The following is a 25,491-nucleotide window of genomic DNA, read 5'->3' as shown; positions in this document are numbered from 1 at the left end:
ATTAAAGAAACTTTTTCTGAACATTAACTCTATGTCACTTAATATGGATAGTTCAGCTCCAGCTTACCGGACGTTGGACTTCGAGAGCCTATCCATAGAGGAGGCCCTCAATATTCTTAGGAGTTCTCCTAGTGGCTTAAGCGAGGAGGAAGTCGCGAGGAGGCTGGCAGAGGTGGGCCCCAACGAGGTAGTAGAGAAGAAGGAGAACCCCCTAGTAGAGTATCTGAAGAGGTATTGGGGGCCGCTTCCTTGGCTCATGGAGGTCACGGCCATCCTGTCGTACGTAACTGGTAGATACATCGAAGCCATTATCATGGTAGGCTTGCTCGTGCTTAATGCCTCTCTCGGGCACTTACACGCCCGGTCTAGCAAGAAGGCTGTTGAGGCGTTGAAGAAGAGGCTAAGCATCAGGGTGAGTGTCCTCCGAGGGGGAGTGGGTTGAGAGAGATGCTAGAGAGCTCGTACCGGGGGACATAGTTTTCTTGAGACTAGGCAGTATCGTCCCAGCAGACGCCAAAGTTATAGACGGTAATGTCCTCGTTGATCAGTAGGCTCTTACAGGTGAGAGCCTCCCTGTTGAGAAAAAGAGCGGAGATATCCTTTTCTCGGGATCAATAGTCAAGCGTGGAGAAGCCAAGTGCGTCGTTGTAAACACGGGTAGCAGAACCTACTTCGGCAAGACAGTAGAGCTCGTGAAGGCCGCTAAGTCTAGGTCTCTACAGGAAGAGACTGTCCTTGCAGTGACCCGGTACATGGTTCTTCTCGGTGTTGCAAGCCTAGCTGTGTCACTTGTGCTAGGCGCATACGAGGGGTGGGGCGTTGTTGAGCTAGCCAGCCTGGGAGTCGTGTTCCTCATGTCGTCCGTTCCAGTCGCTTTGCCGGCCGTTCTCACGATACTCCAGGCCTACGGCGCTCTCGAGCTCTCGAGGCGCGGGGCTTTAGTGACGAGGCTTAGTGCCTCCGAGAATCTTGCTTCAATCGACACGGCCTGCTTCGACAAGACGGGGACGATAACTCTGAATAGGCTCCAGGTTGCCCGCGTGGACGCCCTGGGTGTCGATGAGAGTAAAGTTGTCGAGTACGCACTGTACACTACCCGTGAGGAGTCGCTAGACCCCCTAAACCTAGCGATTATCGAGTACTCGAAGAAGATTGGAGTAGACAAGAGCGGGCTTAGGCTTTTGCGCTTTATCCCGTTCGACCCCTCCTTGAAGAGGAGCGAGGCTTTCGTAGAGGAAGATGGGAGAGTGCTGAGGATTGCCCTGGGAGAGCCTCGCACAGTTTTCCAGCTGTGTAGCGGGAGTAGAGACGAGGAGGGGTTCTTCGAGGAAAAACTCGCAGATGTGTCGAAGAGGGGTTTCAGGACGCTGGCCGTAGCTGTAGGCGAAGAGCGTGAAAAAAGCCTGAGACTAATAGGCTTTATCCACTTGATTGACCCACCACGACCAGAAGCGAAGGAGATGATACAGGAGATGAAGGGGCTTGGAGTTAGGCCGGTAATGCTTACTGGCAATAATGAGGCTGCTGCACGGGAGGTTGCTAGGACAATAGGTCTAGGCGAAAACGTCGTGTCTGCGCGTAGAACCGGAGCCGATTTGGACGTCGAGAGTATTGACGGCCTCGCGGAGGTCTTCCCGGAGGACAAGTTCAATATAGTGAAGAAACTCCAGGAGAGAGGCCACGTAGTAGCTGTAACCGGCGATGGCGTCAACGACGCGCCTGCCCTGAGCCAAGCTGAGGTCGGGATTGCCGTCGAGAATGCTACTGATGCAGCGAAGAGCGCGGCAAGCATCGTCCTCGTGAAATCTGGGCTCTCCGTCATCGTTGACGCAGTGAGGATAAGCCGGGTTACCCACGAGAGGGCTCTGACATGGGTAGTGAACAAGGTCGTGAAGACTACTCAGGCAATAGGAGTTGTACTGCTGGCGATGGTGTGGTTCAGGAGAATGGCTCTCACACCACTAGACATGGCTCTACTCCTACTGGCTAATGACTTCCTCACCATGTCCATAGCTACGGACAACCAATACCCGTCGTTGAAGCCTGCAAGGTGGGATATTCGCAGAATCCTGGCATTTTCACTCCCACTAGCCCTCTTCTACCTGGTTCCATCCAGCATAGTGCTGTGGACAGCGTACGTCCACCTAGGCTTGGACTGGAGTACTTCGAGAAGCATGCTCCTCCTATCGCTCGTCTATATGAGCCAGTTTAGGATTCTCCAGGTCAGAGAGAGGAGGTGGTTCTGGAGCTCTAGGCCCTGCCGGGAGCTGATAATATCGATGACCCTGACCACACTGGTATTCACCCTTATGGCCCTCTCTGGCTTCATAGTCACGAGGCTAACTCCCAGGGGAGTAGCGTACGCACTCGTGGCTTCCTCTATGGTTCTGGTCTCCAACCCACTTAAGGTTGCCTTGTCAAAAAGGTTCCTTTAGATAGCTGGAGGGCTCTGGCCCACTCTCTCCCAGAGCCTCTTCCTAACACTGTCGAGCAGTGCTAGCCTGTCGCCGTCTAGCATAGGAGGCTTGTGCTCCCTAAGTATTCTCTGAGCCTCCTCATGAGCCCAGTGTAGCAGGGACGGCTTCTTCTCCTTCCCCCTAGAGCTCACATCCCAGACCCTCGGCAAGTGAAGCTCCTCCCTATACTTTGCTCGCGTATGTTTGTGAGCTAAGAAGTTACCTTTTTTCTCGAGCACCACTTCCCTGATCACCTGCAGGGCCTCTGCGTCTACGCTAAAGCCCCTCGCTACCCTCTCAGCCATCAAGCATACTTCGTTGTCCAGGACGAGCTTCTCGAGGGACTGTACGCTCTCGAACTCCAGCATGCCGGGACCAGACGCAACGTCGAAGCCTGCTACTGCGGCGAGTACGGCTGTGTACGCGGCTTCGCCCCCGGCCTGGTAGTCCACAGCTTTCGCGTCGCTGAGGCCGAGGTAACCGTGTACTGGGAGCGAGAAGTGCCTGGCTATGTCCCTGTATGCTAGCGTCACTAGGACGGCTTCGGGGGCGGTTATGACGGCAGTGCCGAAGTAGGGGTGTATCTGCGTGGGCGAACCACCGTATATCACTGGCGCACCCGGGGATACTAGCTGGCTTATAGTAATGCCACTTAGAACCTCAGCGTGGTGCTGGACTATTGCCCCGTAGACGGTGACGGGAGACGTCCCTCCCAGCCCGGGCATCGATATTATCTCGGCTGGCACGCCAAGCCTGGCAAGGTCTACGAGGTTCCTGGACGTAACTCTGCTCCAGTTTAGAGGCGGAGTAGGGCAGACATCGAATATTGCGAATGGCCTCGCGCGGTAGTCCTCTCTTACGGCTCTGAGCATGTCAACCATTAGAGGTAAATTCTCGACCGTGAAGGCGCCAGTGACTATAGGCTTGGCAGAGTACTTAAGCACGACATAGAGCCTCTCGGCATCCTTGACCTCGTTCGGCACTTCTGAGGGGACGAGCGCCGTGCTCTGCGCCTTGAAGCCCGGCAGTGCGTCGACGAGGACTACTAGGTCTTTCAAGTCCTTTAGCTGGGGGTTCCGCGGCTCGCTTGATCCAAAGTCTAGTATCTTGATTGCGGCCGAGCCCGGGTTGAATATGGTCTTACCCTCGCCTAGAACTGACACGAGGTTGCCGTCTCTGTCGTAGAGGGGGATTTTCCTCGGAGCCTTCGACAAAGCCTCCCTCACCGCATCCTCCCTGAAGAGGACGCGGCCGTTCTTGAGCTCGAGGCCGTTGTCTAGCAGAAACTTCTCAACCTCCTTGTCCTCGAAGAATATCCCGACGCTCTCCAGCAGGCTGATGGCTTTCGAGTGTATTTCTTCGACCTCATCCCTAGACAGAAGCGTAAGGACGGGTCTGGGCATCTACTCCACCCCGAGCATCTTCTTGACTATCCTGACTGCCTCGAAGGCGTCGCGCCCCCATACGTCGGCGCCTATCTCTTTGACCCACTCTTCCGTTACTGGGGCTCCCCCAGCTATGACGATGACCTTGTCGCGTAGGCCCCTCCTCTTCAACTCCTCAATGACGTTTCTCTGCTCGAGCATAGTCGTCGTCATCAGCGCGCTCATCCCAACAATCCTCGCGTTGTGCTCGACGACTGCTTCGGCAAACTTCTCGGGCGGGACGTCAACGCCTAGATCCACTACTTGGAAACCCTCTGCCTCGAAGACGGCGACGGCTAGGTTCTTGCCGAGTTCGTGGATGTCGCCCCTAACAGTGCCGAATACCGCGACCGCCTTCACCGGCATGCCGGATTCCTTGAAGTGGGGTCTGAGTATCTCCATAGACGCCCTGAAAGCCTCTGCAGACATCACGAGTTCCGGTATGAAGTACTCGCCTTTCTCGTAGAGTTCCCCCACTTTTCTCATCGCCGGCACGAGTATCTGGGTGATTATGTCCCGGGGGTCTAAGCCTTCCTCCAGGAGCTTTCTCGTAGCCCCCCTCGAGAGCTCCTCGTCGCCATCTACTATCGCTTTAAAGAGCTTCGCGGCTGTCTCCCCTGCTGTCCCTGACATGTGAGGGAAAGCTTATCTTCTCAGTTTTAAAAGGTTATGCTTGATGACCAGCAGTAATTAGCGTCTGCCTACTAGCATCTCTGCAATGTCCCCCAAGACTGGGAACTTGTACAGCTCGCCACTATAGGCCTTTACTATGCCGACAACCCAGAAAATCACATAGAGAATGGCTATCAGAGCTCTTAAGAGCCGTTCTCCTGGGAAAAACTCTGCGAGCACGTAGAGTACGTAGAGTGCTATGAACGTGACTGTAGACTGTGCGGCGTGAAATCGCACGAAGTAGCTCTTCTGCTCTAGCAAGAGGATTACTATTCCTGTGACGAAGAACAAGAGGTAGGATATTGCTGCTTCAACTTTCTCGTCTAGCCCTAACGTCGTTCCCGACACACCGGGTATAGGGATCCCCCTCTATAAAAAGATGCCTCAGCTTCCAGCCTTCTAAGGCTGAAATTTCATTACGCTATTATATGGTAAAAATTTTCGAAGCTAGGCTGGTAGTAAAACCTTTATCTTGGTTTTAAAATGTAGTATACTGTATGGGCATTACGGTTATAAAGAGAGATGGGAGTAGAGAGGAATTCGCCGTTGAGAAAATAGTTGTGAGTTGCCTCAAAGCCGGGGCGCCTCTTGATGCGGCCAGGAGAATTGGGAAGATTGTTGAGGGCGACCTTCTCAAGAGGAAGGTAACCGAGATAACTACAAAGGAGTTAATGAAGGAGGTTCTCGCGCTCCTAAAGGAGGAGAACGAGGAGTGGTACAGGAACTGGATAATATTCGACAGGGCCGTTAAGAGGAGGGCCACGGAGAAAGAGGTCGGAGGGTGAGGTCAGCCTGTAGCGGTCTCTTCAGCAATCAGCCGCGCTTTGACCCTTCTTCATCCCAGTACTCCTAGCGCGTGCATAAAATTAACTTTTTCCCCTGCTAGCATGTCAGGTGGAATGCCCCCAAAACTTTCTCTCCTTCAGAGACAAGCCTGTTGAATATTTTTACTGCTTCCCCGCTCTTTTCCACAAAGACTCTAATGCTCCTGCTTCTGCAGTAGTCCATGACGTCCTCGCCGACTTTCATGGCCCCGAAGTAGCCGGAACCGACGACGAGTACGTTAGGCCTCACTTGCTCTATGATCCCTCTGATGTCGTCTAGAGAGAGGATGTGCCCCTCCCTCCTCCACCAGTTCTCCACGACGACGCCTTCATTGCTCACTATGATGTCCCTAGTGTAGACTCTCCCCTGAACCTTAATCCTGCCGAAGGAGTACTCTTCGATCATGCTTCTCGAGTAGTACCAGTACCCCCGCGGCCGGATAAACCTTAGGGGCGGTGTTTAGAGATGGGGATTAGTGCTAACCCCGGCACTTTAGCGAAAGCCGCGTCGTCGGAGATTACTGCCTGGTCGAGCCTCAGGGCGGACGCTGCAACAAGGCTGTCGAAGAATGTTAGGCCATAAGTCTCTTCGATTGAACTCTGGAGAACTAGTAGGTTTGCGTCGAGCGTCTTTACTTCTCTAATCCTGTATGCCTCGAAAATGTCTCTGAAAGCGTTTAGTGCCTCGCGGATTTCCCTGGGGCTTCTCCCTCTAGCTCTCAACACTACTACAAATTCGAGGAGGACGACGTCTGGAACCTTGATCCCTCTCATCCTTGAAATAAGTTCTAGCGCTAATTCGTGCTTTTTGTCCTTGGGGTTTAGAGCGAAGAGTAACTCCGTGTCAGCTACTGGCATTCTTCAACCACTCTTCGGCTACCCTCTCATCTCTGTCCTCGCTATACACGTCTCCAATGACATCTTCGAGAACCTTAAACGGGTTTGAACGCTTGGGTTCCAGGACTATTTTTTGGCCCTCGACTCTGAGAAGGAGTAGATCCCCTTCCTTTATGCCTAGCTCCCTCCTAGCGAATTTCGGTATTACAATCGTATACCTTCTTCCAACTCTTATTACTTCTGACATACTCCATCATCAGAATCTTTATATATTCATCAACATAAACTTTCCGATTTAGGACGTGTGGGAGATGGCGGCGCACGGGCAGGCACAAGCACGTAGGCGGATAACGATAGAGGGGGATGAAACTCTTAATACCTCGCTTTATCCCCTAGGGCATGTGGTTAGGAGGATCTCCTCCCTGGTTACTGTTGCAATTGTACTCAGCTCCCTCCTCTTGCAGGCGTACCCGTTGCAACAATTAAGGGTTGTTGGTTCAGCGTGGGTGCTTGCACCGGCAGTATCTCAGACGGAGAGCGGCTACGTTGGCTCGGCTACGAATATTAGCGTCTTTGTGACAGAGGGGTGGGGCGACGTCTACGTCTCGACGTACTCCCTGACCCAAGAGGACTTCCAGGGCGCGGCCACAACGGCGGCAAGGGTCGTCTGCAGTCTACTGGGACTCGACTTTAGCAGGTACAACTTCTACTTCAAGGTGAAGACGGACGCAGTGATCGTGGGCGGCCCCAGTGCAGGCGTCGCCATGGCTGTCGCAGTGTACTCCGCCCTCACAGGCCTGCCTGTGAACAGGTCTGTTGCCGTTACGGGCATGATATCTCCCGACGGCACTGTAGGGCCTGTTGGAGGGGTCTACGAGAAGGCCGAGGCCATGGCTTCTCGTGGCGCTAGGCTGTTCTTAGTCCCGCCGGGACAGGGTATCGTGACAACCTACAGGGTTGTCGTGCGGAGGATAGGCCCATTCGAGATATATTCGACTCAGCCTGTCACCGTAAACCTAACGGAGTACGCTATGAAGAACTGGGGCCTTCGTGTCGTAGAGGTTTCGACGATCGAGGAAGCCCTGCGTTATTTCTTCAACGTGCAGTTTAAGCCGCGCGCGTACGCCAACCCTGCTGTCAGCGACGCAGTAGTGAGGAAAGTTAGCGACATCTGGAGCACCCTTGAAAGGATTGCCGTCGCCGAGCTGAGCAGTGCCAGGTCATATGTGAACAGCTCCCCCCTCACTTCGTTCACCAAGAACGCTCTTCTCAACTACCTGAACACCTATGCTGGTTCGTACCTCGATACGGCGAGAAGGTACAGGAACAACGCCGGGAGCATACTCCTACTGACTTCGAGTATCGCAACGTCGAGGTGGATCAAGTTCATCGTGGACTACTCCACTGGGAGAAAACTTGAAACAGAAGTTGATAACATACGGGAGGATATTTCAAGGTACATGTCCCTCGTAGAGAACTTGGAAGCCCGAAGCTTCGCGGAACTGAACTACAAGGTAATCGCGGGGGATCTCGTAATAAGGGCTTCCAGGCTCTTCAACTCTTCGGCCTCCATGTGGTCGTCGGATCCTCAAGGTGCTCTCCAGAGCCTTGCATATGCCTCCGCGCTCCTCGAGGAGGCAAAGCTCTGGATAGAGGGCCTGCCCCAGGGTAAGCCGGCGAGCGCCTACCAGCAGGCAAGCACTTACGTTGCGATAGCGAGGTCGACGTGGCCCTACGTGTACTCAGTGCTCTCGGAGGCGGGCTCACCCTCGGTGCTGCTGGACTATGCAAGAACGTACTACACTGCGGCAACTTCCCTCTACAGCTCAAACAGGTACTTCCTAGCCTCTGTAGCAGCTACGAGGAGTATTGCCCTGGCCGAGGCGGCGATGCTCGACTTCCAGGAGAGGGCTAGTGGCTCTAGAGTGTACCTGGATATTTCGTCTAGGAGGGCCCTCGAGATAGCGTCTGCAACGCAAGACTTCCTCGTGGCAATATACTTCTACAACCAGAGCCTGCTCGCCTCGTCGGATGCAGATAGACTGGCCTATCTAAAGCTGGCGTCGGAGCTTGGGAGCCTAGTGCTAGACCTCGCAAAGTCGTCCAGCGTTGCGGTTCAGCAGCCCCAGGTACAACAGCCGGGACAGCAGCCCCAGCCATCGCCTCAGCCGACACAGCCTCAGCCTGCGAAGAGCATATGGGACACCATCGCTGAGTGGCTACGCGATTTGTACATGCGGGTAGCCCTGGCACTAGAGGGTCTAGTAAAATTCTTGAAGGGCCTCTTCGGCCGGTAGCCTCGCGCGTAAAACAGCTCAATGTTTATAAGCCTTGGGCGGTGCTGATATTTTGTGACCGTAAAGGAAAAGGCTCTTCTTGGATTCACTCTTTGCTTCTTGCTCTGTACCGTCAGCGTGCTATCCCAGGGGCTACAAGGGGCCGAAAGACTGTATATACTCCCAGGAGGGAGCATTGAGGGCAGCATTACTGCAACGGCTCCACGCGACGGCATATTCACCTTGATGCTTCCGGGCCAGGTTCAAGCCATTAGCGTCTCAAGTAGCCTGGGAGTTGCCCCATTGTACAACTTTACTGGCAACACTCTGACGTTCATGGCCCGGGAAGGCGAGGCCGTGAATATCACGTTCGTGTCGAGGCTCCCGGCGGGCGACCCCGCCCAGCTGGTCATCGAGTCCTGGAACCAGAGCCTTGAGCTATACATTCACAGCAACTACGCGTTGCTAGGCGTGGAGCCCATCCCCGACAGCATCCAGAGAGCAGGCGAATACCTTGTTCTCCGCTACAGCAGGCTTAACGGGGATCTTTCGGTGAGTATCGCTGAAGTACCTTCTGGTGCTCAGCCACAGCAGACGACACCTACCCAGCCGGGCTTAGCCAAGCAATGGCAGGACGTGTTTCTCTTCACAATTGCCGCTATTGCCGCGGTAGTCCTGGGCTACATTACTCTTAGGCGGGGTAAGCGCGGAGCCGATTTGCTCGGCGAGGAGGACAGGGCTATAATCGAGTTCCTGAAGAGCCGTGGTGGCAGGGCATACCTCAGGGAGATACGCGAAGGCCTAGAGCTACCCTCAACAACGGCGCTCAGGCGTGTCAGGAAGCTGGAAGAGAAGGGACTTGTGAAGACCGACAAAACTCCAGAAGGACTCTTAGTCGTCCTAAGCACGTAGCACTCTTGCACAAGATAAATTAACATCTCTTCAAATCCAATTGTTGAATTGTATGTCGCAACAAGAGGTAATATACGTTGGGGAGAAGCCCGCAAGCACTTATATCCTGGAAGTCCTCACGCTCTTGAAGAAAGGTACGAGAAAACTCGTCATTAAAGCCAGGGGGCACAACATCTCGAAGGCAGCCCAAGTGACAGAGTCTGTAAAGCGCATGACGGGCGGTAAGATAGCATACGGGCAGATAAAGATATACAGCGAGGAAGTTGGAGAGGAAACAGAGGAAAAATCCGTCCCAGTTATAGAAATAGAGATCACTTCTCTCCTCTAATCACTCGAGCCCACGAGGTAGAACTTCCCGACGTCGTAGAAGCCTCTCCCCCAGTTGTGTAGAGGCAGGTTCACCTTCTTAAGGTTCCAGCCTCTCTTCTCGTCGAACAAGTTCTCGTCGGCCTCCGCGTGGAGTACTTCGCCGATAAAGAACGTAACGTCCTTTGCCCTGACCTTCTCGAAAACCCTGCACTCTAGCACGCCTATCGAGGCTTCTAGGACGGGAGCCCTCACCTTCACGCCCCTTCTGTAGCTCAGCCTCTGCGACTTATCTACGCCCCGACCGCTCCTGCTACCATAGAAATAAATGTCCTCGACTCTATCTACCGGCAATACATTCACCGTATATTCACCGTAGCTCTCTAGCAGTTCGTGAGTGTAGCTGGTGACATCAATCGCTACGCCGACGAGCGGTGGCTCCTCGGCAATGGGCGACACCCAGCTCGCCGCCATGAAGTTTACTTTCTCGCCTACAGCTCCACTCCCTATGACGTAGGCTGGCCGGGGGTGAAGAATGAGGTAGATGTTCTCAACTTTTCTCATACAAGAGCACTACCAGGAAAACTTTATATATTTATGTAACGTTACGTTACACATGGAAAGCGAGGACTTAAAGCATATTCTTGAAGAAGCCAAGAAAATTAGAGAAGAGACACTAGCCAAGCTAGCAGAGCTTGGAGAAAAACTCTCCTCGATAGAGGCGAGCTACAGGAACGCAGCTTCAGAGGCCGACCTTCTAGCCCTTCTAGTCGAGGCTAGAAAACTCGAGTCAGAACTAAAGAATCTGAAATTTGCGGCAAAGACTAAGGCCAGAGAGCTCCTGCTCCGCGCCGCATCGCGCTATAGCCCTGGGAGCCCCGTGTACTCCGACCTAAAGGACTACATCGAGGACGTAGTGGATGAGGGGATGTTTGACGAGCTAGAGGACAGGCTTGACGACGTTATCGACTCCATAAAGGATAGTCTCAGGGGTAGGAGGGGCCGCAGGAGGTTCCCGGTGGTAGCAGTAGAAGTTCCCGGTGGAGTCAAGGTAGTCAAGGGGGACTTCAGGGTTCTCGACGAGGCCCTGAGGGAAATTGACCGCATTATAAGAGAGGCTCTATCTGGTTCGTGGCTCAGAGCCCCCTCTACCATAATTTCCTCCGTCAGGCTACCTCAGGCCGACTTGAGCGTGATCGACTTGCTGGTCGAAGCCGGGATATTCAAGAGTAGAAATGAGGGGATAGCGTTCTTCGTTCACAAGGGTATTGAGTGTAGCCGTGACTGGCTTGAAAAAGTCCGGAGCAAGGTTGAGGAGATCCACCGGCTCCAGGAGGAGACTCGAAAGGAGCTTGAAGGCATACTGGGCGGACAGGAGGAGGGGATTAAAGAAGAGGATGGAGAGGGGAGCCGGCAGAAACTTTAGACATAAATATGTTATTCTCTTTCTTAATGCTGGAATTGCTAATGTCGAGCGAGGGGGAGGAGAGCTCGTATATAGTTGCCAGGTTGCTTAGTGGCTTGAAAGAGGTTTACACGTTCAAGGAGCTTGAGGAGCTTCTAGGCGTCCCGGCACAGGTCTTGTGGAGGTATACAAGCTATTCCCATTTCCCGGAGAGACAGACTGCTAAGAAGATCCTGGACGCTATACGAGAGAAGAGGCTCGTTGAGAGAGCGCTCAGGGAGAGTCTCGTAAAGGAGGACAGAGTCGTAGAGGAGTGGAGGATACTTTTCAACCCGCGGATACTAAACCTGATAGGCTACGTAGTGTGGAAGTTTTACTCGGGCCTCGAGGTCGACATAGTGCTGACGTATCCCGAGCGCAACGCCGGCCTGGCAGTGGTGGTGGCGGAGTGGCTCCTTGCGGATGTCGCAGTCGCCTCTGAGAGAGCATACGGGAACTGGGGGAAGCTCCTAACAGCGTCCTACACGTCTGGGGAGAGGGGGGAGATCATATACCTACACGTGCCGAAGGACAGCATCGAGAAGGACAGCAAGGTGCTTGTCGTAAAGAGCGTCGTGAACGACTTCCAGTCTCTCTCCGCTCTGGCCTCTATTGTAGAACAGGCTAAAGCGCACCTCGTGGGAGCTGTAGCGGCAGTAGCGCTTTCAAATAAGTGGGTCGAGAGCATGTCAAAGCTGGGCATAAAGAACGTGAGGGTTCTAATGACGAAGGAAGACGCCGGTTTCCGGGTCAACCTCTAGAGGGCTGAGTAGGGAGAGTAGGAGTGGGCTAGAGGTTCTTGGCCCGCTCGACCTCCTCCTCGGCCATGGGCACCCATTTTGAGTCCAGGAGCTTCACGTAGCCACGGGTGTATTTCTCGAAGATGTCCAGAACCCTCCAGCGAATCTCTCTGTGGGGTATGAAGTCGTACCTCGCATTTACGTTGTCGAAGTGTATCATCTCAACGTGCCACACAGGCTCTGTCCGTGGCAGTTTCCACAGCCCGCGCTGGGCTATAAGGTACAGAGAGTGTTTGACGAGGGACTCCTCGAGCCTTACTAAGCCCTTCTCTATCCTCTCGGGTAGAGTTTCCACGTGTTCTTTCTTATACCTTATGAGCGTCGGATCCAAGCCCTCTGCGAGCATCATTAGCAGGACGCCGTTGCACTTGAAGCACGTCCCGCACGGCACCACTGCGCCGTTTTCGATGTGTGTTGAGTGGCAACTTGTCTGAAGTACTGCCAGGTCTGGGTACCTGTTGAACAGTATCCTGAGGACTATTATGGGGCTAATAGGCCTGAGGGGTGACCACTGTTTTACCCCTACTCCACGCCTCTGGAACCACCCTGTCATGTAGGTGTCGAAGTCGAGAGACTGGTCGTAGGTTGCGTAGTAGTGTCTTATCCCCTTGTACTCGAAGGTTAGTCCCGAGGGGTCGTCGAACTCGTTGCCCATTGTGATGTTCCCGACGCTGTTCTTGAGGGCTAGCGGCAAGACGGAGAAGATGTAGTGGGCGTACCAGAAGAGCCGGATGGGGTATATTTCGCGGTTCTTTCTCCAGTAATATGGGACTACTATCCTCATGTTCTTCTCAATGAAAGCGAAGAGCCTGTCGACGTTCGTCCAGACCTTCCTGGTTTTCGGGTCTCTCGCCACTAGCTCCCTGTAAGCCGTGAGGGCAGTATACCAGTGCCTTCCTGACTCGTTTACAAAGTACGGGTATGCCTCGCACCCGGCTTCGCGAAGCAGGCCGTACGTCAGCAGGCTCTCCTTGCCCCCAGAGGACATGACTGCGCACTTCGAGTAGTCGGGCTCGACGTCTAGGCTACTCCCCTGGAAGGTCTCGCTCACCTGTACCTCGGCTCTCGGCCTCGCCATGTCCGGCGTGATCTCGTCTTCACGGGGTATGTACTCCTCCTTAATCAGCCCAGTCCTGTTCACGATCCGGTTTACGAAGATGTCGCGCGCAGTGACGTCCATCATGTTGAGAAAGTACCTGTAGTCGAGCTCGTGGAGGGGGGCTCTGATCTCGATGGTGTCTGTAAATAGCCCATAGTTCACGGCCGGCGTTATCCCGGCTAGAGTTGAGATCTCGTCAAATCCCTTGACGCTCACGTCCTCGGGGTACGACTGTATGAGCACGTACTCCTTCCTGACCCCCTCGAAGAAGAGCTCGTACTTTATCTTCGCCGAGCGCTGTTTAACCGTGACGGGGCCGACGACTATCTTGTCAAAACACTTAAGGCTTTTCGTCGGCCGCCACCCAGTTCCGGGAAGCTCTCAAGCATGAGGTCGACTATTCGCCCCACGCTCTCGAGTAGTGGTATGACTACGGGGATGCCGTACTCTGCCTCAAGCTCTCTCGCAGCCTCTCTAGCCTCGTCGGGCGATAAGTTTTCAGTATTGATTGTTATCGCGAAGACGCGTCTATCAGTTATTATCTCGATTAGTTTGAGGTACTTTTCCAGGGGTGGCACGGGGTACTCGGGGAAGCCGTCTAGCGTCTTCCTGCCTGGAGCGTGCTGTAGTATGACAACTTCGGGCTTTAGTAAGTTCAGTATCTCGTAGCTCCCCGGAAAGACGGGGTGAAGTAGCGAGCCTTGCCCGGGTACGACTATGACTTTAGGCTTCTCCTCTACATAGGCTCTCCAGACAACGTCCTCCAGTACGCCTGGCACAAAGTCGTTTATTACAGAGTCGAGGACGAAGACGTACTTTGCACCCTGCATCCATGCCGTCTGGCCTGTCCCCACGAAGACCGCTTTTACGCCCCTCGCGTTGAGCTCGTCCGTTACCATGTGGGCTACTGTACGCTTCCCAATAGCAGAGTCTGTGCCGATTACAACCACTTTAAGCGCCTTCACCTCCTTTATCCTGCCCGTGTAGAAGATCCTCATGTTGTAGTATATCTTCCTGACGTCAATGATCTCGACTCCTACTTGCCTGGCCAGGGAGCTTAACTCGGGGTCGTCGCTCAGGAACTCGTGGAGGCCGTTCACGATGTTGAGGCCTCGGAGAATAGCTCTCTTGACGATCTCCCGGTATAGGTCTGGAAGCTTGCCGCCAGGTGTCGCGACGCCGATTATTAAGCACTTTGTGTCCGGGTGTTCCTCTAGGGCTTCCTCGAGGCTCGCGTATATCTTTATCCCCCGCGGCCTGCCGTCGAGGACTTCGCCTGCGTCGTGCCCGGCTAGCGTGCTGTCGATCACGCCTGCTATCTTGTAGCGCAGGCTCTTTCTCACGAGGCCGTGAGCAGTCTTCCCGTCTGTTGAGTTGTAGAGGCCCTCGGCGAGAATCAGTGCTTTATCCGTCTCCATCTCCCCGTAATCACCGCCACCAGGGGGCCGTCGACTTCCTCCAGGGACAGGAAACTCTTCAGGGCGAGCACGGAAGAAGCTGAAGCCGGCAGGGAGCTCACTCTCTCGAAGACCCTCAAGAGCATAGCCATTTCAACGAGCTCCTCATCGCTAAACTCGTAAACTCTCCCTTTTGTCGCAACCAGCGCCTCGAGGGCCTCGGCGGCGCTAAGAGACTTGTAGGCCACTAGAGGCTCGTTGACAGGCGTCTCCTTGACTTTAGACCATGACATCGTTACAGGCTCCACCGAGCCCCTCCTCCAGCTCGCCGCGATCTGGTTTCCCAGGGCTGTAGTCCCGGCTATAAGTCTTGGGATCCTCGTTGCCTCGCCCTCGCGATATGCCCTGAGGAAGCCGAGGTATATGCCAGCGAGTGTTGTCCCGTTGCCGACAGGAACTGCTACAGCATAGGGGGCATCCCCGAGCTCGCTCACTATCTCACCGGCTATAGCGCTGTATGCTTCGAAGCTCACTTCATCCGAAGGAGTCCCAGGGTTTGCGTCGTACCATCCGTTGGCCCTGGCCGCTCTAGAGCTGAGCTCTACGGCCTCCTCGTAAGACCCATCGACGAAGACGACGCGTGCGCCGTACCTCTTCATTTCCTCGACTCTGCTGTTCTCGTACGACTTGGGGACAAAAACTACAGAGCGCAGGCCCGCCTGCCTGGCAAAGTAAGAGATAGCGACGCCGTAGTTGCCGCACGTGCCAACAGTGATTGTGTCCATGCCTAGCTCTACGGCTCTAGCAACATGCGCCCTGGCAGCCCTGTCCTTGTGCGTTCCCGTCGGGTTTACACCCTCATACTTCAGGTAGACCGGGATACCATCAAACCCGAGAACCTTGCCGAGAGAGCGGAGGCGGAGGAGGGGTGTCTGGAGCCCCAGCAGTTTAACTACGGGGCGTTTACTAGACGAGTCGTCTTCCACCTCGACCTTTCACCTTCGCTTTAAGTCCAAAACCAGCCTCGGTTTTAAGGTTGGTCTGCACGGGAAAGTAGAAAAATAGCAAGGTGGTGATAGGTAAATGTGGGAATTAAACTCTGGAATGTTTAATTAGAATAGACGAGTAGTGGTGCGATAACTTTTGCCAACCAAGTTTCGCCTAGAAAGCTCGCCAAAGCTCGTGCAGCAAAGTATGTTGGGTGCCGAGAGCCTTTAGAGCGGGTTGCTAGCGAGAACTGCGGAGAGGCGATCAGCTAGACTGTACGAAAAGCCCATAAAGTATTAAACCCCTATATGGTGAGATTGTGGTTACGTGGGTATGGGCCATGTGACTGTCCGGGCAGTCTTTCGCGGGAAGGAGACGTTATCCTTCGACAGTATCCTGGTCGCTACGGGGCGAGTTTCACGGTCTTACCACTCGAGGCCGCCGAAAAACACCTCATAGAGACTCCTTTCAGTGTAGACCTAAAACTCGGCGACGGGAGAAGTATTAAAGCGAGAGTTTTTGTGGCAGAAGCTGAAATAGAAGGGAGAAGGGGGCCAGTAAGGGCGCTCGCTTTCCCCGGAGCTGTCCCAGTGGTGGGGGTTGACACGCTGGAGACGCTCGGGCTAAAAGTAAATCCTATCACGGGAAAAATAGAGAGAACAGAGCTCTACATGTTGTATGTATGAATGTGAGTAGGCTCCAAATAATTTTGCTTTGAAAACCTTTCCAGGTCTTTACAGTGAAGTATATTTGAGACACACCGAAGAGGAAAAGTCGATGCTCGGGACGCTAGTCAACACTGTTGCGGTGCTAGTGGGGTCTACTCTGGGTGTTTTAGCCGGGAAGAGGATTCCGAGTAGAGTTGTGAGCTTCCTCCCGGAGGTCATCGGGCTATTCACGGTATCGCCCGGCATCTCGATGGCTTCTTGCTGGTGGCTTGGTTGTCTACTTCTACCGCTCACACGTGGAAGGGGCTCGTAGAGCACTATTCGTGTCTGATTTTTTCGAAGCTCTCTCCTGGATATCTGGACGTTACCTAGGTTTCTTCCACGAGCGTGTAAGCGGGGCTCCTGGTACGGGTTTAGCTTTTGAAGACGAGCTCAGAGTACTTGATGGTCTAAGGGCTGAGGTTGAGAAGTACTCGGGGTACCTTGCAAGACTTGAAGACCTTCACTCGAGGGGAGAAGTGGATACGGAGACCTATAGTAGGCTCAAGAAGGAGTATGAGGAATCTCTCGCCGAGTTGAATGCCTCTCTGAGTGGCCTCAAAAAGAGGCTTGTTGAAAGCGGTTGGTGGGTTTGTGCTAAGTGCGGGGAGGTCAACCCTCCCGTACTCACGAAGTGTAGGAAGTGCGGGAGAGGCTCCCCCTAGGAGTAGGGGCACTCTTTCCTTACTTTCTCAAGCTCGTCGAGGTATTCCTTCCTGAGCTTGCCGTAGACTTCTGGGTCTAGCTCTCCCTTCATCTCTTCGAGTTTTTTGAGCTTACCCTCTGCTTCATGGATCCTCTCGAGGCAGTAGTCCCTAACGCGCGTACCCTCTACTCCCTCTCCCTTAACTGTAGTCTTCCTCAATGCCTGGAGGAGAGGCACGCGTGCAACGTAACCTTTAGCGGCGAGGAATACAGACAGGGCACCGAGCAGTGAGACGACAGCTAGTATGGTTGCGAGCGGCGTATAGTCCTTCCTCCACTCAGCCTCTAGCTCTTTGGGGGCGTCGACCCTTACGTAGGCAACACCCCTGCTAACTTCTTCAGAGTCATAGGGGCCCAGCCCTCTCCAGCCAGCAAAGACGTCCCGTACGGGAAAGCCTATTGAAGTCTCTTTTACACCAACTTCGATGCTACTGCCCTCAGGGTGCCAGCCCGAGTAGCTCTTACCTAGGTTTCTCATGCAGGTTCCGTCCTCTCTACAGACGTATATTTCCCCTACAGGAGAATATGCAGAGACTTTGTACTCTTTAGCCCACTTTGCCACAGCTACCTTCGGGGAGTTCATGACTATAGGCTCAGACCTCTGCCCCTGCCCCCTGGCATCGCCGCTCCACCCTTGGAAGGCCCACCTACTCTTATCATCAATAGGTATAATTGTTGTGCTGATGGAGGCATAAGCTGTCGCCCCCTCGTCGTACCAGCCTGAGCCTGTTGCACTGCCCTGCTCGCTGACAACTTCAAGGTAGTATTGTTTAGCCGTCAACTTGACGTCGATAGTAATACATGGAAGAATTAAAGGCTCCTTAAGGGCAGGAATGGGTATAGATAACGTTTTAATGAGCTTGTTAATCAGCGAACCATGTAAATCGATGCTCGTTTCATTACTGACGAGGGTTCCATTTACATACCAACCATCAAATTTATACCTCTCAACATCACTTACATGTACGTAAAGTGGTAGTTTTAAAGTATAAGATGCATTACGTACCATGAATAGTAGAGAGTCAAAAACTATAGGATAATAAGTGGTAGGAACATAAGATAAGTTCCTAATAATCCATGAAGGTCTTATTTTAAGAACGAATATATCAGATAACTTGTAAGCGATGGAGTTTGGATCCTTACGTAAGGGCTCTACTTCTGAGTTATGTATAATTAAACTTGACGCATTATATAAGTTCATAGCACTCACGCGTGAATTAATAACTATGCCGATTGAATTCCATAAGCCAGCACTGCAAGTATTTGAAGAATTGATAAAATATATCACGCTTTTACTGGAACCACCCCACATGAGCATCCAGCTATTAATAAAGTACATTGTACTATTGTAACCATCACTACTACCTTTAATACTAGAACTAACTATTGTAACCTCCGAGCTATATGAATCTAGCATTTCAAGCTCCGATTTCTCAATAAATACACCTTTAGAATTTGTTAAAACAATATGATTGAATTTACCCTCCAATTTAACATTATTTAGCTTGTCTGCTACAATATTCCATGTCAAGATAAAACTATTAACATTAGAGATTTTAATATCATTGCATGAGAAACTAGCTGTATAATGTGTTAGCTTAATATTCATTGATTCCGTTTCCTTAAGTATTACGGTGATGCCAGTAATGAGAAAACTATCAGTAATGTCTACAATTCCCTTAAATACTTTTATGGTAGCTCCAAATAGTCCATGCTCTTCCCCATACGGAGTGAGCAGATTTACGATTTTTGAGTTTTTAATGAGTAATTTAGAATCTTGTGATGTTAAAATAATCTTTGAATATGCCTCGTAAATTGCTCTGTGCATACCGGGAACCAGGGGACCAGTATGGTAGAGAGCAAAGGGCTTAAATTCAGGTAATATGACAATGGAATTTTCTATTACTAACTCTCCACCGTCAATTACTATATTCGTGAATATCTCCTGGATATACTTATCATGTTTATAACCAAATTTATATCCAACATAAAGAATCGTATTATTAATAACAACTCTCTCATGTTTGGATAGTTTTAATCCCTGCTCTAAAAACCTGGCTTCCTCCTTATATGGAACAAAAATTTGAGGATCCCCCAACAAATTGTAGGCAAGGAAGTCTCTCAAATACATCTCAAAAATTCTATCTCCCCTCCTACCTGCAACCCAAAAATCGTAAGGACCGAAGTCGTGGTGTATTAAATGTAGCTTTGACTGATATAACGCTTCACCAATAGTATGATTTCTAGATAATAGAAGCGATGCCATGAAGTACTTTGCCATTTGTCCATTAGTCCATACAAGCCTCGTAGCTCCTATGTATGCAACAGCACCATTTTCATGCCTCAATAATGCTTCTCCAAGTGATTCCATTCTCCGGATTTGCTCGTTGAGTGAATTCTCCGTATCAAAGGCCGCCGATAAATATGCATCAGCAAAGAATATAAAAGGTTTGACGCTCAATTTATCAAGATCTCTTATGGAGATGGCATTTGAAAGAGAATCTATGTATCCATGTCCTACATATACCACTAGATGAGGTTTAAGCTCATTTATCGTCTTTATAAATGTCTCTTTATTTAAGGACTCCTCAATAAGGGTTTCTACCTTAACAGACGGGGGGATGAAGCCTTTAATATATGGGATATGTGGGTTTTGCCCTAGTGCAGCAATGAGGAAAGTAATCTTGTCTTCTTTCTTTATATTTTCGAGCCAGCGAATTGTTTTTGAAACCATTATGTGAGCTTCTTCCACATTCCTTGCAGGAAATCTACCAATGAAAACTTCTGGAAAATAATCGAATCTAGTAGGTACTTCAACTTGAATTTCATCAAATGCAGCATAGTAGTAGTCACTTGCAGTGTAGCCAATATTGAAACCGTACCATTCTTCTTCAGGAGAAAGAGGAGCAGGATTAAAGATGTATGCTGTAGGTATTATATTAATATCACCGATTAGTAAAGCATATCTTATTCCATAGATATCATAATATTTCTTTATCAAATTCCTTATTTCTATCTCACTCATTGTTTCCATAGTGATAACTTTAGTAATCGTACCGGTTTTATTTTTATATGAGGCTAATTTCATTGCTGGATCAATAAATTTCGAGGTTGTTATGATAATGTAATCAATCCTCTCCTCACTTGACTTTTTATTTATGCCGAGACCCTGGTCTTCTGTAGGGTATCGTAGCGCCTCACTTGACTTTTCATTTATGCTTTGTACAATACTCAGATCAGTACTAAAGATCAATAAGAGCATTAGTATTATGAAGAGGATCTTCAATGGGTAAGAAGTACATATTTTCATATTTTCTTTCTCGAGGAAGAAATTTAAATATTTTTCTATGGAAGTTCTGTTAAATAGGAATGTTGACTCTTGATGTTGGATTTTGATGAAAAGATCTCCCTAACCGCCTTTGCAGCCGCCGGCATACCTAAGTACGTGGCAGTTGTTGGCTTCATGGTCTTTGACAACCTCCGCTCTTTCGTGAGCCTGGCACTTTACTTAGTGGTTGGAGTCTTCGTCTTCAGAGTAATCTCTGGGAGCCTGCAGTCCTACGCCCTGGCGCTCTCCCTCCTATTAACAGGCTACCAGCCCCCCAGCGCTCAGCGCTGGGGCGTGCTGCTCCTAGGCGTTGGTGTTAACCTCATAGGGGTAAAGAAGATCAAGGTCGGAGACGGGTTGCCGGCCCTAATCTTCGCGTCTATAATCCCGCTGTTCCTGCCCTACTAGTACACTTTAACGTAGTCTACTTCGAGGCATGTCCGCTGCCTGTTCTCCTGAGTCAAGTGCCTGTAAACTTGCCCCGCGTCACGCCTGTTGTAGCCGAACACGGCGTTGTCTATCCACACGTCTGCTCTCGCCTTAAAACCGGCTTTCTTGACGGGGAGGCTCGCCACCAGTCTATCGTCAATGTAGAAGTTTGCTATCCCGCGCCTCCACTCTACCCTGTAGACGTGCCACTCTGTGAGGTCTAAGTCCTGGAGGGCTGGCTTGTGGGAGTATATTATGACTCCTATCGCCCCGCCCGTTGCTCGTGAGACTGCACTCGGCAGTAGAAGAGAGCCCCTGTAGACTTTTACTGGCGTGAAGCCTACCCCCGCCTGTACGAAGAAGCCCTGGAACAGGTACGGGCCCCTGCTCTGGAGGTGTATGAACCATATAGGCATGCTTATGTCGAAGACCATTGAGTGATTCCAGAAACCCCATCCTGCAGAGCCGTAGTGCAGGCCAGACATCCTTATCCTGGCCTCGAAGGTTTTCTCCTCCCAGGGTAGGTCGTCGAACCTGCCGTCGGATATTTCGGCATTCGAGTAGTATAGTGCTTCCGTGGGGCCACTACAGAGGACTGCTTTACTGTCACGGATAGTTATGGACGCATAGTTGTCCGTCCTGTAGTCCCAGTAGGGGGTTTTCTCCTCGAAGTCGTCGAATAGTGTCTTCTCGTCCCTAATAAACCCCTTAGCCAGAGCGCATCACCTCTCGGAGTCAATCCTCTTAACGAACTCTATGTTCTCCTTCTCTGATGGGTCGATTTCCCTCGTGGAGAACCACTCGTCCAGGATTTCCTTCGCTACTTCCTCAGAGAGAAGCCTAGCACTTAGCGCTAGAACGTTTGCGTCGTTCCAGAGCCTAGCCCCTCTAGCTGTCTTTGCGTCAAAGCAGAGAGCGGCGCGCACGCCCCTAACCTTGTTCGCGGCTATACTCACACCAGTTCCCGTGTAGCATATAACTATGCCTGTATTCACCTTGCCCTCTGCCACTAGCTGGGCGACTTCTAGGCCAACCTTAGGCCAGGGGTATGGTTTCCCGGTTGCAAGAGCACCCATCTTCACGACCTCGAAGCCTCTTCTCTCAAGCTCCTGAGCCACGAAGAGAGCAATGTTGTAGACGTCGTCTGAGCCGACGGCGACTCTCATACAATAACCTTACTGGGAGTTTGGGAATTAATCTTTACTGTTCCTCGGGTTGCTCCACCCTGCTAACCCTTGCTATGCGCCCATCCTCTATGTAAACAACCGTCGAGTTTGGGGGCTCGTCTACGTCGACGTGAGTTATGAGGAATATCTGGTCGAAGTACCTTGTGAGCTCACCCGTGAAGAACTTCATTATACGCTCTCTCCTCTCGACGTCTGAAGACCCCAGGGGCTCGTCGAGCACCAGGAACCTCGGGTAGGAGCCCTTAGCGCCCGGTAGCAGAGTTAGTGTGAAGGCTATCCTCATGGCGAGCAGGAACTGGTCGTTTGTGCCCCCGGAGTATATGTCCCTGCGCATCCACCTCCCAGCCTCAGAGTCGTATACCTCTATGTCGTAGTTCTCCGGGTTTAGCTTGACAGCCCTGTACCTCCCATCTGTAAAGTACGAGATAACCCAGCTCATGTAGTTCTCAACGCTTGGCGCGAAAGCCTCGCGCCTCTTCTTAGAGATCTCCCTCATGGCCTCGATTGCCTTTAGCGCGACTGCAATGTCTTCTTCGGCTTGCTGTAACTCGCTACGGAGAGCTTCCGCGTCGCCTCTCAGCTTGTCCAGCTGGGATACCTTCTCTTCGGCCTCTCTAATCCTCTCCCTGAGGTCTAGCATGCGCGTCTCCCACGTGGCGCGAGTCTGCGCAATCTTATTCAGCTCGTCTACCACACGGCCTATCGCGGCTTTAACCGTGTCAAGTGTAGGGGTTTGTGGCGTGAGTGCTCCGCTTTCGGCTAGACTTGCCAATTCCTGAGGGGGGTGTGGTAGCGCTATACCTCTGTACTCTTCCTCTAAGCGCCTCCTCTCTTCCTCCACACGGCCAAGCCCTGACCTTAGCTCCTCGAGCTGCCTCTGGAGGTCTTCGACATCGTTCCTCCTTCTCTTCTCGACATCCTCCAGGGCCTTCTCCTCGGCCTCTAGTTCTGCCAGGCCCCTCCTGAGCTCCTCTTCCCGGGACTTGAGCCTTTCAACCTCTCCCTCCAGAGCATCTATGGCGTCTGCAAGTGACTCTCTGCCAAGCCCATATTCGCCGACAACTCTAGACACCAGTTCCTCGAGTTCTTTGACTCGCGCCTCAAGGGCACTTTTCTCCTTGAGCAGTTCTTCGAGCACGCTTCTCTCTCTTTCGAAGCTCGGGATAAGGGCCTCCCTGGCCTTCAGCTCTGACTCCAGCTTCACAACCTGATCTCTCAGGGAGTGCTGGAGTTTCACCCTCCAGGCAGCAATTAGTGCCAGGGCAATGCCGGGTAGGGACACTAAAGCCGAGACCAGTGGGTTTAGCAGAAGCAGGGATAGAACCGCAACGGACAGTGATACTACAGCTCCTACCTTAACCCAGAGGGGTGTAGAGAGGTGAGAAAGCCTCTCTTCCAGCCTGCTCTTCTGTGCCCTAAGCTCTTCGATTTCAGCACGGGCTGCCTCCAAGCGCTTTACCTCGAGCTCGGAGCTTGAGATCCGCTCGGCAAGCCGATTAATCCTGCTCACAATTTCTTCCCGTTCATTGTAGTACCTCTTCATCTCCAAGAGAAGCTCTGAGCTCTTGCGCAGCATCTCCTGCACCTGTTTGAGCTCGCTACCTATCTTGTCGAGCTCCTGGGCGACGAGAGGCCTCTTCTCGCTGATAGCTTTCAACTCACTCTCGTATTCTCTCAGTCGCCTCTCAGCGTCCTCTATGGCCTGGCGTAGGGTTTTTGCCTGCCCCTCTAGGACCTTAATTTCGCTCTCTATCTTCGACCTCGCCATCAGGGCTTTGTAGAGCTCTTCCAGGTAGTCTCTGGCCAGCTTTAGGGTCTTCTCCCTCTCCAGGAGCTTGGGGAGCTCGTCTTGGATGTTCCTGAGAGCATTTCTCCACTCCACGATCGCCTCCTTGAGCTTCTCGAGCTCTCCAATTTTCCCCTCGAGCTCCCTAATGCTCTTCTCGAGCTCGCTCTTCCTCCTCTCCTTCTCACGCCTCTCCTCGTCTAGAATGGAGATAGCCTTGTTGTAGCTCTCGAGACCCATCATGAGGTTTATAATCCTCTCCCTGTCCCCCTTACTCATCTCAATTATCCTCTCGAGATCCTTCTGCGCCACGATATTCGTAGTCAGCATTTCCCGCCACGAGACGCGGAGGATTCTCTGGACTTCCTCGTTAACGGCCTTGACTCCCGTCGCGATAAGCCTCTCACTACTCGTCACTTCAATAAGCCTAGCACTAGTCTGCTTGATGGAGTCTCCCTCCCTCTCCAGCTCCCGTACAACTCTGTATCTCCTCCCCTCGACCTCAAATTCTACTTCTACGAGGGCGCGCCGCGACCTGTGGTTAACGACTTCTGCATACCCCCTCTGCGGGTTGCCCCTTATGGCTCCAATAGCCTGGTGGTCGCCGTATATGCCGAAGAGTGTAGCCTCTATTAGTGTAGACTTGCCGGCCTCGTTGCGCCCCTTGATTATTATAAAGCCCCTGTCCAGCTGTAGCGGCTCTGGGATATTCAGTCTCCTGAAGTTGATCGCCCTTAGGCTCCTTATGACTACCATGCCCCCACCTCTTGTAGGACTCGTAGCCCAACATTGAGGGCCCTCTTCCAAACACTCAGCTCGTCTGCGCTAGCGTTTTTCATCGCCTCTTCGACGTACTGCTTGTAGGACTCTATCGGAGAGGCTGTGTCGAGCGAGACCCGGATCTCCTTGATGATGCACTTGAGCTCCGAGTCGTCAATCACTGTGTAGAAGAAGCGGTCGCTAAGCCTCTTCAGGATCTCGGCCCTGCTGTACTTCGAGAGCCTCTCTAGCGCAACTCTCCCGGAAACCACGATCCTCAGGATCATCTGGGGGTCTGGGGCCGGCACAGAGGCCAGGACGCGCGCGGTGGGGTTCTCGACGCTCTCGTCGACCTGGACTTCAACAGTCCTCAGGCGCCTAGTAGGAACCTCGTTGAAGCGTAGCACGACGCCCCTTGAGGGATTGATCTCTGTGTAGACGAAGCCTTTCTTCTCGTCCGACTCCTCGTTGAAGCTCCTCCTCTCAGTGCTCCCGGGGTAGACTACGTATGCGTTCTTGATGACAGCGTGAGAGTGCGCGTGTAGGTGGCCCAGCGCGAGGTAGTCGAGGCCCTCGGGTACGTCCTCTGGCGTTATAGTTGGGGCAGCCCAGTTCCTGGGGATGTTGAAGCCCGCAAAATTGTAGTGTAGCATGGCTATGTTCACGTCGCCCTCTAGCGGTATCTTGAGGTTGTAGTACCGGAGCGGGTTAGAAGAGGCCTCCAGCGTGTGGTCGTAAGACAGCCCAGTAACGGCCACATCGTAGCCTTCAACGTTTATGTGCTCTACTCTAAACTGGTTGAGCTCTGAGAAGAAGGTTACGTACCCTGCGGCTTCGAGTTCGCTTAGCGGCGACATCCCCTCCTCCTGCGAGCGCGGCATGTCGTGGTTGCCGCCTATGGCGAAAATCCTGACGCCCTCTGAGCTAAGTCTCCTGAATGCCTGCAAGACCCTCGTCCGTATAGGGTTCCTCGGGTTTACCGAGTCGAACAAGTCCCCGGAGACCAAGAGTATGTGGGGCCTGGTCTCTAGCGAGAACTCGACAACCTTTAGGAATGACTTGTAGAAGTCCAGGCGCCTCTCCTGGGCCTTGGCGCCCATAAAGCCCAATTTGGGGTCAAGGTGGTTATCGGCGGTGTGCACGACTCTTATCATCT

The 25,491-nt window shown here is 52.3% G+C and carries 26 protein-coding genes and 1 pseudogene; 12 read left to right on the top strand and 15 right to left on the bottom strand.

Annotated features, from left to right (window positions below; translation table 11 throughout):
* Positions 1-43: 43 nt before the first annotated feature.
* Both IG193_RS08000 and IG193_RS07990 read left to right on the top strand, forming a co-directional pair.
* Positions 44-442 (top strand): cation-transporting P-type ATPase, encoded by a 399-nt coding sequence (locus IG193_RS08000; protein WP_192818656.1) that lies wholly within the window; start codon positions 44-46, stop codon positions 440-442.
* Positions 417-2,435 (top strand): annotated as a pseudogene (locus IG193_RS07990) (HAD-IC family P-type ATPase). The gene IG193_RS08000 and the pseudogene IG193_RS07990 overlap by 26 nt, the downstream one beginning before the upstream one ends.
* Here the strand turns inward: IG193_RS07990 and IG193_RS07985 are convergent.
* From IG193_RS07985 to IG193_RS07975, 3 genes are read right to left on the bottom strand one after another with little or no spacing between them, the layout of a single operon-like run.
* Positions 2,432-3,859, bottom strand: coding sequence for a trimethylamine methyltransferase family protein (locus tag IG193_RS07985; protein ID WP_192818654.1), 1,428 nt, complete (start codon positions 3,857-3,859; stop codon positions 2,432-2,434). The pseudogene IG193_RS07990 and the gene IG193_RS07985 overlap by 4 nt on opposite strands.
* Entirely contained in the window at positions 3,860-4,513 is a 654-nt protein-coding gene (locus tag IG193_RS07980; RefSeq protein WP_192818653.1) for a cobalamin B12-binding domain-containing protein, read from the bottom strand.
* A 57-nt stretch (positions 4,514-4,570) separates the two neighbouring features.
* Positions 4,571-4,900: a DUF4870 domain-containing protein gene (locus IG193_RS07975; RefSeq protein ID WP_218042135.1), complete on the bottom strand. Its 330-nt coding sequence runs from the start codon at positions 4,898-4,900 to the stop codon at positions 4,571-4,573.
* 149 nt (positions 4,901-5,049) lie between these two features.
* Between IG193_RS07975 and IG193_RS07970 the strand changes: the two genes are divergently transcribed.
* The gene (locus IG193_RS07970) at positions 5,050-5,337 is read left to right on the top strand and encodes an ATP cone domain-containing protein (protein WP_192818652.1); all 288 of its coding nucleotides are present in this window, start codon (positions 5,050-5,052) and stop codon (positions 5,335-5,337) included.
* A gap of 97 nt (positions 5,338-5,434) precedes the next feature.
* On the opposite strand, the gene IG193_RS07965 is transcribed toward IG193_RS07970, so the two are convergent.
* From IG193_RS07965 to IG193_RS07955, 3 genes are read right to left on the bottom strand one after another with little or no spacing between them, the layout of a single operon-like run.
* Positions 5,435-5,782, bottom strand: a complete 348-nt coding sequence (locus IG193_RS07965; protein ID WP_192818651.1) for an Mth938-like domain-containing protein — start codon at positions 5,780-5,782, stop codon at positions 5,435-5,437.
* 41 nt (positions 5,783-5,823) lie between these two features.
* On the bottom strand, positions 5,824-6,234 hold the full coding sequence (locus IG193_RS07960) for a PIN domain-containing protein (protein ID WP_192818650.1): 411 nt from the start codon (positions 6,232-6,234) through the stop codon (positions 5,824-5,826).
* Positions 6,221-6,460: an AbrB/MazE/SpoVT family DNA-binding domain-containing protein gene (locus tag IG193_RS07955; RefSeq protein ID WP_192818649.1), complete on the bottom strand. Its 240-nt coding sequence runs from the start codon at positions 6,458-6,460 to the stop codon at positions 6,221-6,223. Before IG193_RS07955 ends, IG193_RS07960 begins: the two co-directional genes overlap by 14 nt.
* A gap of 154 nt (positions 6,461-6,614) precedes the next feature.
* On the opposite strand from IG193_RS07955, the gene IG193_RS07950 reads away from it, so the two are divergent.
* From IG193_RS07950 to IG193_RS07940, 3 genes are read left to right on the top strand one after another with little or no spacing between them, the layout of a single operon-like run.
* Entirely contained in the window at positions 6,615-8,510 is a 1,896-nt protein-coding gene (locus IG193_RS07950; RefSeq protein WP_192818648.1) for a S16 family serine protease, read from the top strand.
* 54 nt (positions 8,511-8,564) lie between these two features.
* Positions 8,565-9,401, top strand: a complete 837-nt coding sequence (locus tag IG193_RS07945) for a helix-turn-helix transcriptional regulator (RefSeq protein WP_192818647.1) — start codon at positions 8,565-8,567, stop codon at positions 9,399-9,401.
* A 52-nt stretch (positions 9,402-9,453) separates the two neighbouring features.
* Positions 9,454-9,729, top strand: a complete 276-nt coding sequence (locus IG193_RS07940; protein WP_192818646.1) for a DNA-binding protein — start codon at positions 9,454-9,456, stop codon at positions 9,727-9,729.
* Here IG193_RS07940 and IG193_RS07935 read toward each other — a convergent pair.
* Positions 9,726-10,271, bottom strand: coding sequence for a flavin reductase family protein (locus tag IG193_RS07935; protein WP_192818645.1), 546 nt, complete (start codon positions 10,269-10,271; stop codon positions 9,726-9,728). The two genes, IG193_RS07940 and IG193_RS07935, sit on opposite strands and share 4 nt — an antisense overlap.
* Positions 10,272-10,323: 52 nt before the next feature.
* Between IG193_RS07935 and IG193_RS07930 the strand changes: the two genes are divergently transcribed.
* Positions 10,324-11,133 carry a hypothetical protein gene (locus IG193_RS07930; protein WP_192818644.1) on the top strand — a complete coding sequence of 270 codons (810 nt, stop codon included), beginning with the start codon at positions 10,324-10,326 and terminating at the stop codon, positions 11,131-11,133.
* A 41-nt stretch (positions 11,134-11,174) separates the two neighbouring features.
* A complete protein-coding gene (locus IG193_RS07925; RefSeq protein WP_192818643.1) occupies positions 11,175-11,912 on the top strand; it encodes a hypothetical protein in 738 nt (245 codons plus the stop codon).
* Positions 11,913-11,940: 28 nt separating this feature from the next.
* On the opposite strand, the gene IG193_RS07920 is transcribed toward IG193_RS07925, so the two are convergent.
* The 3 genes from IG193_RS07920 to IG193_RS07910 all read right to left on the bottom strand — a co-directional run bounded on the left by IG193_RS07920 (position 11,941) and on the right by IG193_RS07910 (position 15,433).
* Positions 11,941-13,293 (bottom strand): hypothetical protein, encoded by a 1,353-nt coding sequence (locus IG193_RS07920; RefSeq protein ID WP_225876080.1) that lies wholly within the window; start codon positions 13,291-13,293, stop codon positions 11,941-11,943.
* 80 nt (positions 13,294-13,373) lie between these two features.
* Positions 13,374-14,468, bottom strand: coding sequence for a DUF1611 domain-containing protein (locus IG193_RS07915; RefSeq protein ID WP_192818642.1), 1,095 nt, complete (start codon positions 14,466-14,468; stop codon positions 13,374-13,376).
* Positions 14,447-15,433 (bottom strand): pyridoxal-phosphate dependent enzyme, encoded by a 987-nt coding sequence (locus IG193_RS07910; protein ID WP_192818641.1) that lies wholly within the window; start codon positions 15,431-15,433, stop codon positions 14,447-14,449. Before IG193_RS07910 ends, IG193_RS07915 begins: the two co-directional genes overlap by 22 nt.
* Positions 15,434-15,742: 309 nt before the next feature.
* Here IG193_RS07910 and IG193_RS07905 point away from each other — a divergent pair, with 309 nt between their 5' ends.
* From IG193_RS07905 to IG193_RS07895, 3 genes are all read left to right on the top strand, one after another.
* Positions 15,743-16,120: a hypothetical protein gene (locus IG193_RS07905; RefSeq protein ID WP_225876079.1), complete on the top strand. Its 378-nt coding sequence runs from the start codon at positions 15,743-15,745 to the stop codon at positions 16,118-16,120.
* A 64-nt stretch (positions 16,121-16,184) separates the two neighbouring features.
* Positions 16,185-16,415 carry a DUF554 family protein gene (locus IG193_RS07900; RefSeq protein ID WP_192818640.1) on the top strand — a complete coding sequence of 77 codons (231 nt, stop codon included), beginning with the start codon at positions 16,185-16,187 and terminating at the stop codon, positions 16,413-16,415.
* Positions 16,416-16,425: 10 nt separating this feature from the next.
* Complete coding sequence (locus tag IG193_RS07895; RefSeq protein WP_192818639.1) at positions 16,426-16,806, top strand: hypothetical protein; 381 nt, start codon at positions 16,426-16,428, stop codon at positions 16,804-16,806.
* Here the strand turns inward: IG193_RS07895 and IG193_RS07890 are convergent.
* A complete protein-coding gene (locus IG193_RS07890) occupies positions 16,803-20,156 on the bottom strand; it encodes a C25 family cysteine peptidase (RefSeq protein ID WP_192818638.1) in 3,354 nt (1,117 codons plus the stop codon). The genes IG193_RS07895 and IG193_RS07890 overlap by 4 nt on opposite strands.
* 72 nt (positions 20,157-20,228) lie before the next feature.
* Here IG193_RS07890 and IG193_RS07885 point away from each other — a divergent pair, with 72 nt between their 5' ends.
* A complete protein-coding gene (locus tag IG193_RS07885; protein WP_192818637.1) occupies positions 20,229-20,582 on the top strand; it encodes a hypothetical protein in 354 nt (117 codons plus the stop codon).
* Here the strand turns inward: IG193_RS07885 and IG193_RS07880 are convergent.
* From IG193_RS07880 to IG193_RS07865, 4 genes are all read right to left on the bottom strand, one after another.
* Positions 20,579-21,088, bottom strand: coding sequence for a LamG domain-containing protein (locus tag IG193_RS07880; protein ID WP_192818636.1), 510 nt, complete (start codon positions 21,086-21,088; stop codon positions 20,579-20,581). The genes IG193_RS07885 and IG193_RS07880 overlap by 4 nt on opposite strands.
* Before the next feature lie 237 nt (positions 21,089-21,325).
* Positions 21,326-21,769, bottom strand: coding sequence for an RpiB/LacA/LacB family sugar-phosphate isomerase (locus tag IG193_RS07875; RefSeq protein WP_192818635.1), 444 nt, complete (start codon positions 21,767-21,769; stop codon positions 21,326-21,328).
* A 34-nt stretch (positions 21,770-21,803) separates the two neighbouring features.
* Positions 21,804-24,332 (bottom strand): AAA family ATPase, encoded by a 2,529-nt coding sequence (locus IG193_RS07870; protein WP_192818634.1) that lies wholly within the window; start codon positions 24,330-24,332, stop codon positions 21,804-21,806.
* Positions 24,326-25,489 carry a metallophosphoesterase family protein gene (locus IG193_RS07865; RefSeq protein WP_192818633.1) on the bottom strand — a complete coding sequence of 388 codons (1,164 nt, stop codon included), beginning with the start codon at positions 25,487-25,489 and terminating at the stop codon, positions 24,326-24,328. The genes IG193_RS07870 and IG193_RS07865 overlap by 7 nt, the downstream gene beginning before the upstream one ends.
* Positions 25,490-25,491 lie beyond the last annotated feature (2 nt).

The sequence above is a fragment of the Infirmifilum lucidum genome (genome assembly GCF_014876775.1).
GTDB classification, from domain to species: Archaea; Thermoproteota; Thermoprotei; order Thermofilales; family Thermofilaceae; genus Thermofilum; species Thermofilum lucidum.
Note: the sequence above shows the minus strand (reverse complement) of the source record. Positions and strands in the feature narration are given on the sequence as shown.

Coding starts and splice junctions, on each gene's coding strand:
- IG193_RS08000 (WP_192818656.1), top strand. CDS start 44: ATGGATAGTTCAGCTCCAGCTTACCGGACGTTGGACTTCGAGAGCCTA.
- IG193_RS07985 (WP_192818654.1), bottom strand. CDS start 3,859: ATGCCCAGACCCGTCCTTACGCTTCTGTCTAGGGATGAGGTCGAAGAA.
- IG193_RS07980 (WP_192818653.1), bottom strand. CDS start 4,513: ATGTCAGGGACAGCAGGGGAGACAGCCGCGAAGCTCTTTAAAGCGATA.
- IG193_RS07970 (WP_192818652.1), top strand. CDS start 5,050: ATGGGCATTACGGTTATAAAGAGAGATGGGAGTAGAGAGGAATTCGCC.
- IG193_RS07965 (WP_192818651.1), bottom strand. CDS start 5,782: ATGATCGAAGAGTACTCCTTCGGCAGGATTAAGGTTCAGGGGAGAGTC.
- IG193_RS07960 (WP_192818650.1), bottom strand. CDS start 6,234: ATGCCAGTAGCTGACACGGAGTTACTCTTCGCTCTAAACCCCAAGGAC.
- IG193_RS07955 (WP_192818649.1), bottom strand. CDS start 6,460: ATGTCAGAAGTAATAAGAGTTGGAAGAAGGTATACGATTGTAATACCG.
- IG193_RS07940 (WP_192818646.1), top strand. CDS start 9,454: ATGTCGCAACAAGAGGTAATATACGTTGGGGAGAAGCCCGCAAGCACT.
- IG193_RS07935 (WP_192818645.1), bottom strand. CDS start 10,271: ATGAGAAAAGTTGAGAACATCTACCTCATTCTTCACCCCCGGCCAGCC.
- IG193_RS07930 (WP_192818644.1), top strand. CDS start 10,324: ATGGAAAGCGAGGACTTAAAGCATATTCTTGAAGAAGCCAAGAAAATT.
- IG193_RS07925 (WP_192818643.1), top strand. CDS start 11,175: ATGTCGAGCGAGGGGGAGGAGAGCTCGTATATAGTTGCCAGGTTGCTT.
- IG193_RS07915 (WP_192818642.1), bottom strand. CDS start 14,468: ATGGAGACGGATAAAGCACTGATTCTCGCCGAGGGCCTCTACAACTCA.
- IG193_RS07905 (WP_225876079.1), top strand. CDS start 15,743: ATGGTGAGATTGTGGTTACGTGGGTATGGGCCATGTGACTGTCCGGGC.
- IG193_RS07890 (WP_192818638.1), bottom strand. CDS start 20,156: ATGAAAATATGTACTTCTTACCCATTGAAGATCCTCTTCATAATACTA.
- IG193_RS07885 (WP_192818637.1), top strand. CDS start 20,229: ATGTTGGATTTTGATGAAAAGATCTCCCTAACCGCCTTTGCAGCCGCC.
- IG193_RS07880 (WP_192818636.1), bottom strand. CDS start 21,088: ATGTCTGGCCTGCACTACGGCTCTGCAGGATGGGGTTTCTGGAATCAC.
- IG193_RS07875 (WP_192818635.1), bottom strand. CDS start 21,769: ATGAGAGTCGCCGTCGGCTCAGACGACGTCTACAACATTGCTCTCTTC.
- IG193_RS07870 (WP_192818634.1), bottom strand. CDS start 24,332: ATGGTAGTCATAAGGAGCCTAAGGGCGATCAACTTCAGGAGACTGAAT.
- IG193_RS07865 (WP_192818633.1), bottom strand. CDS start 25,489: ATGATAAGAGTCGTGCACACCGCCGATAACCACCTTGACCCCAAATTG.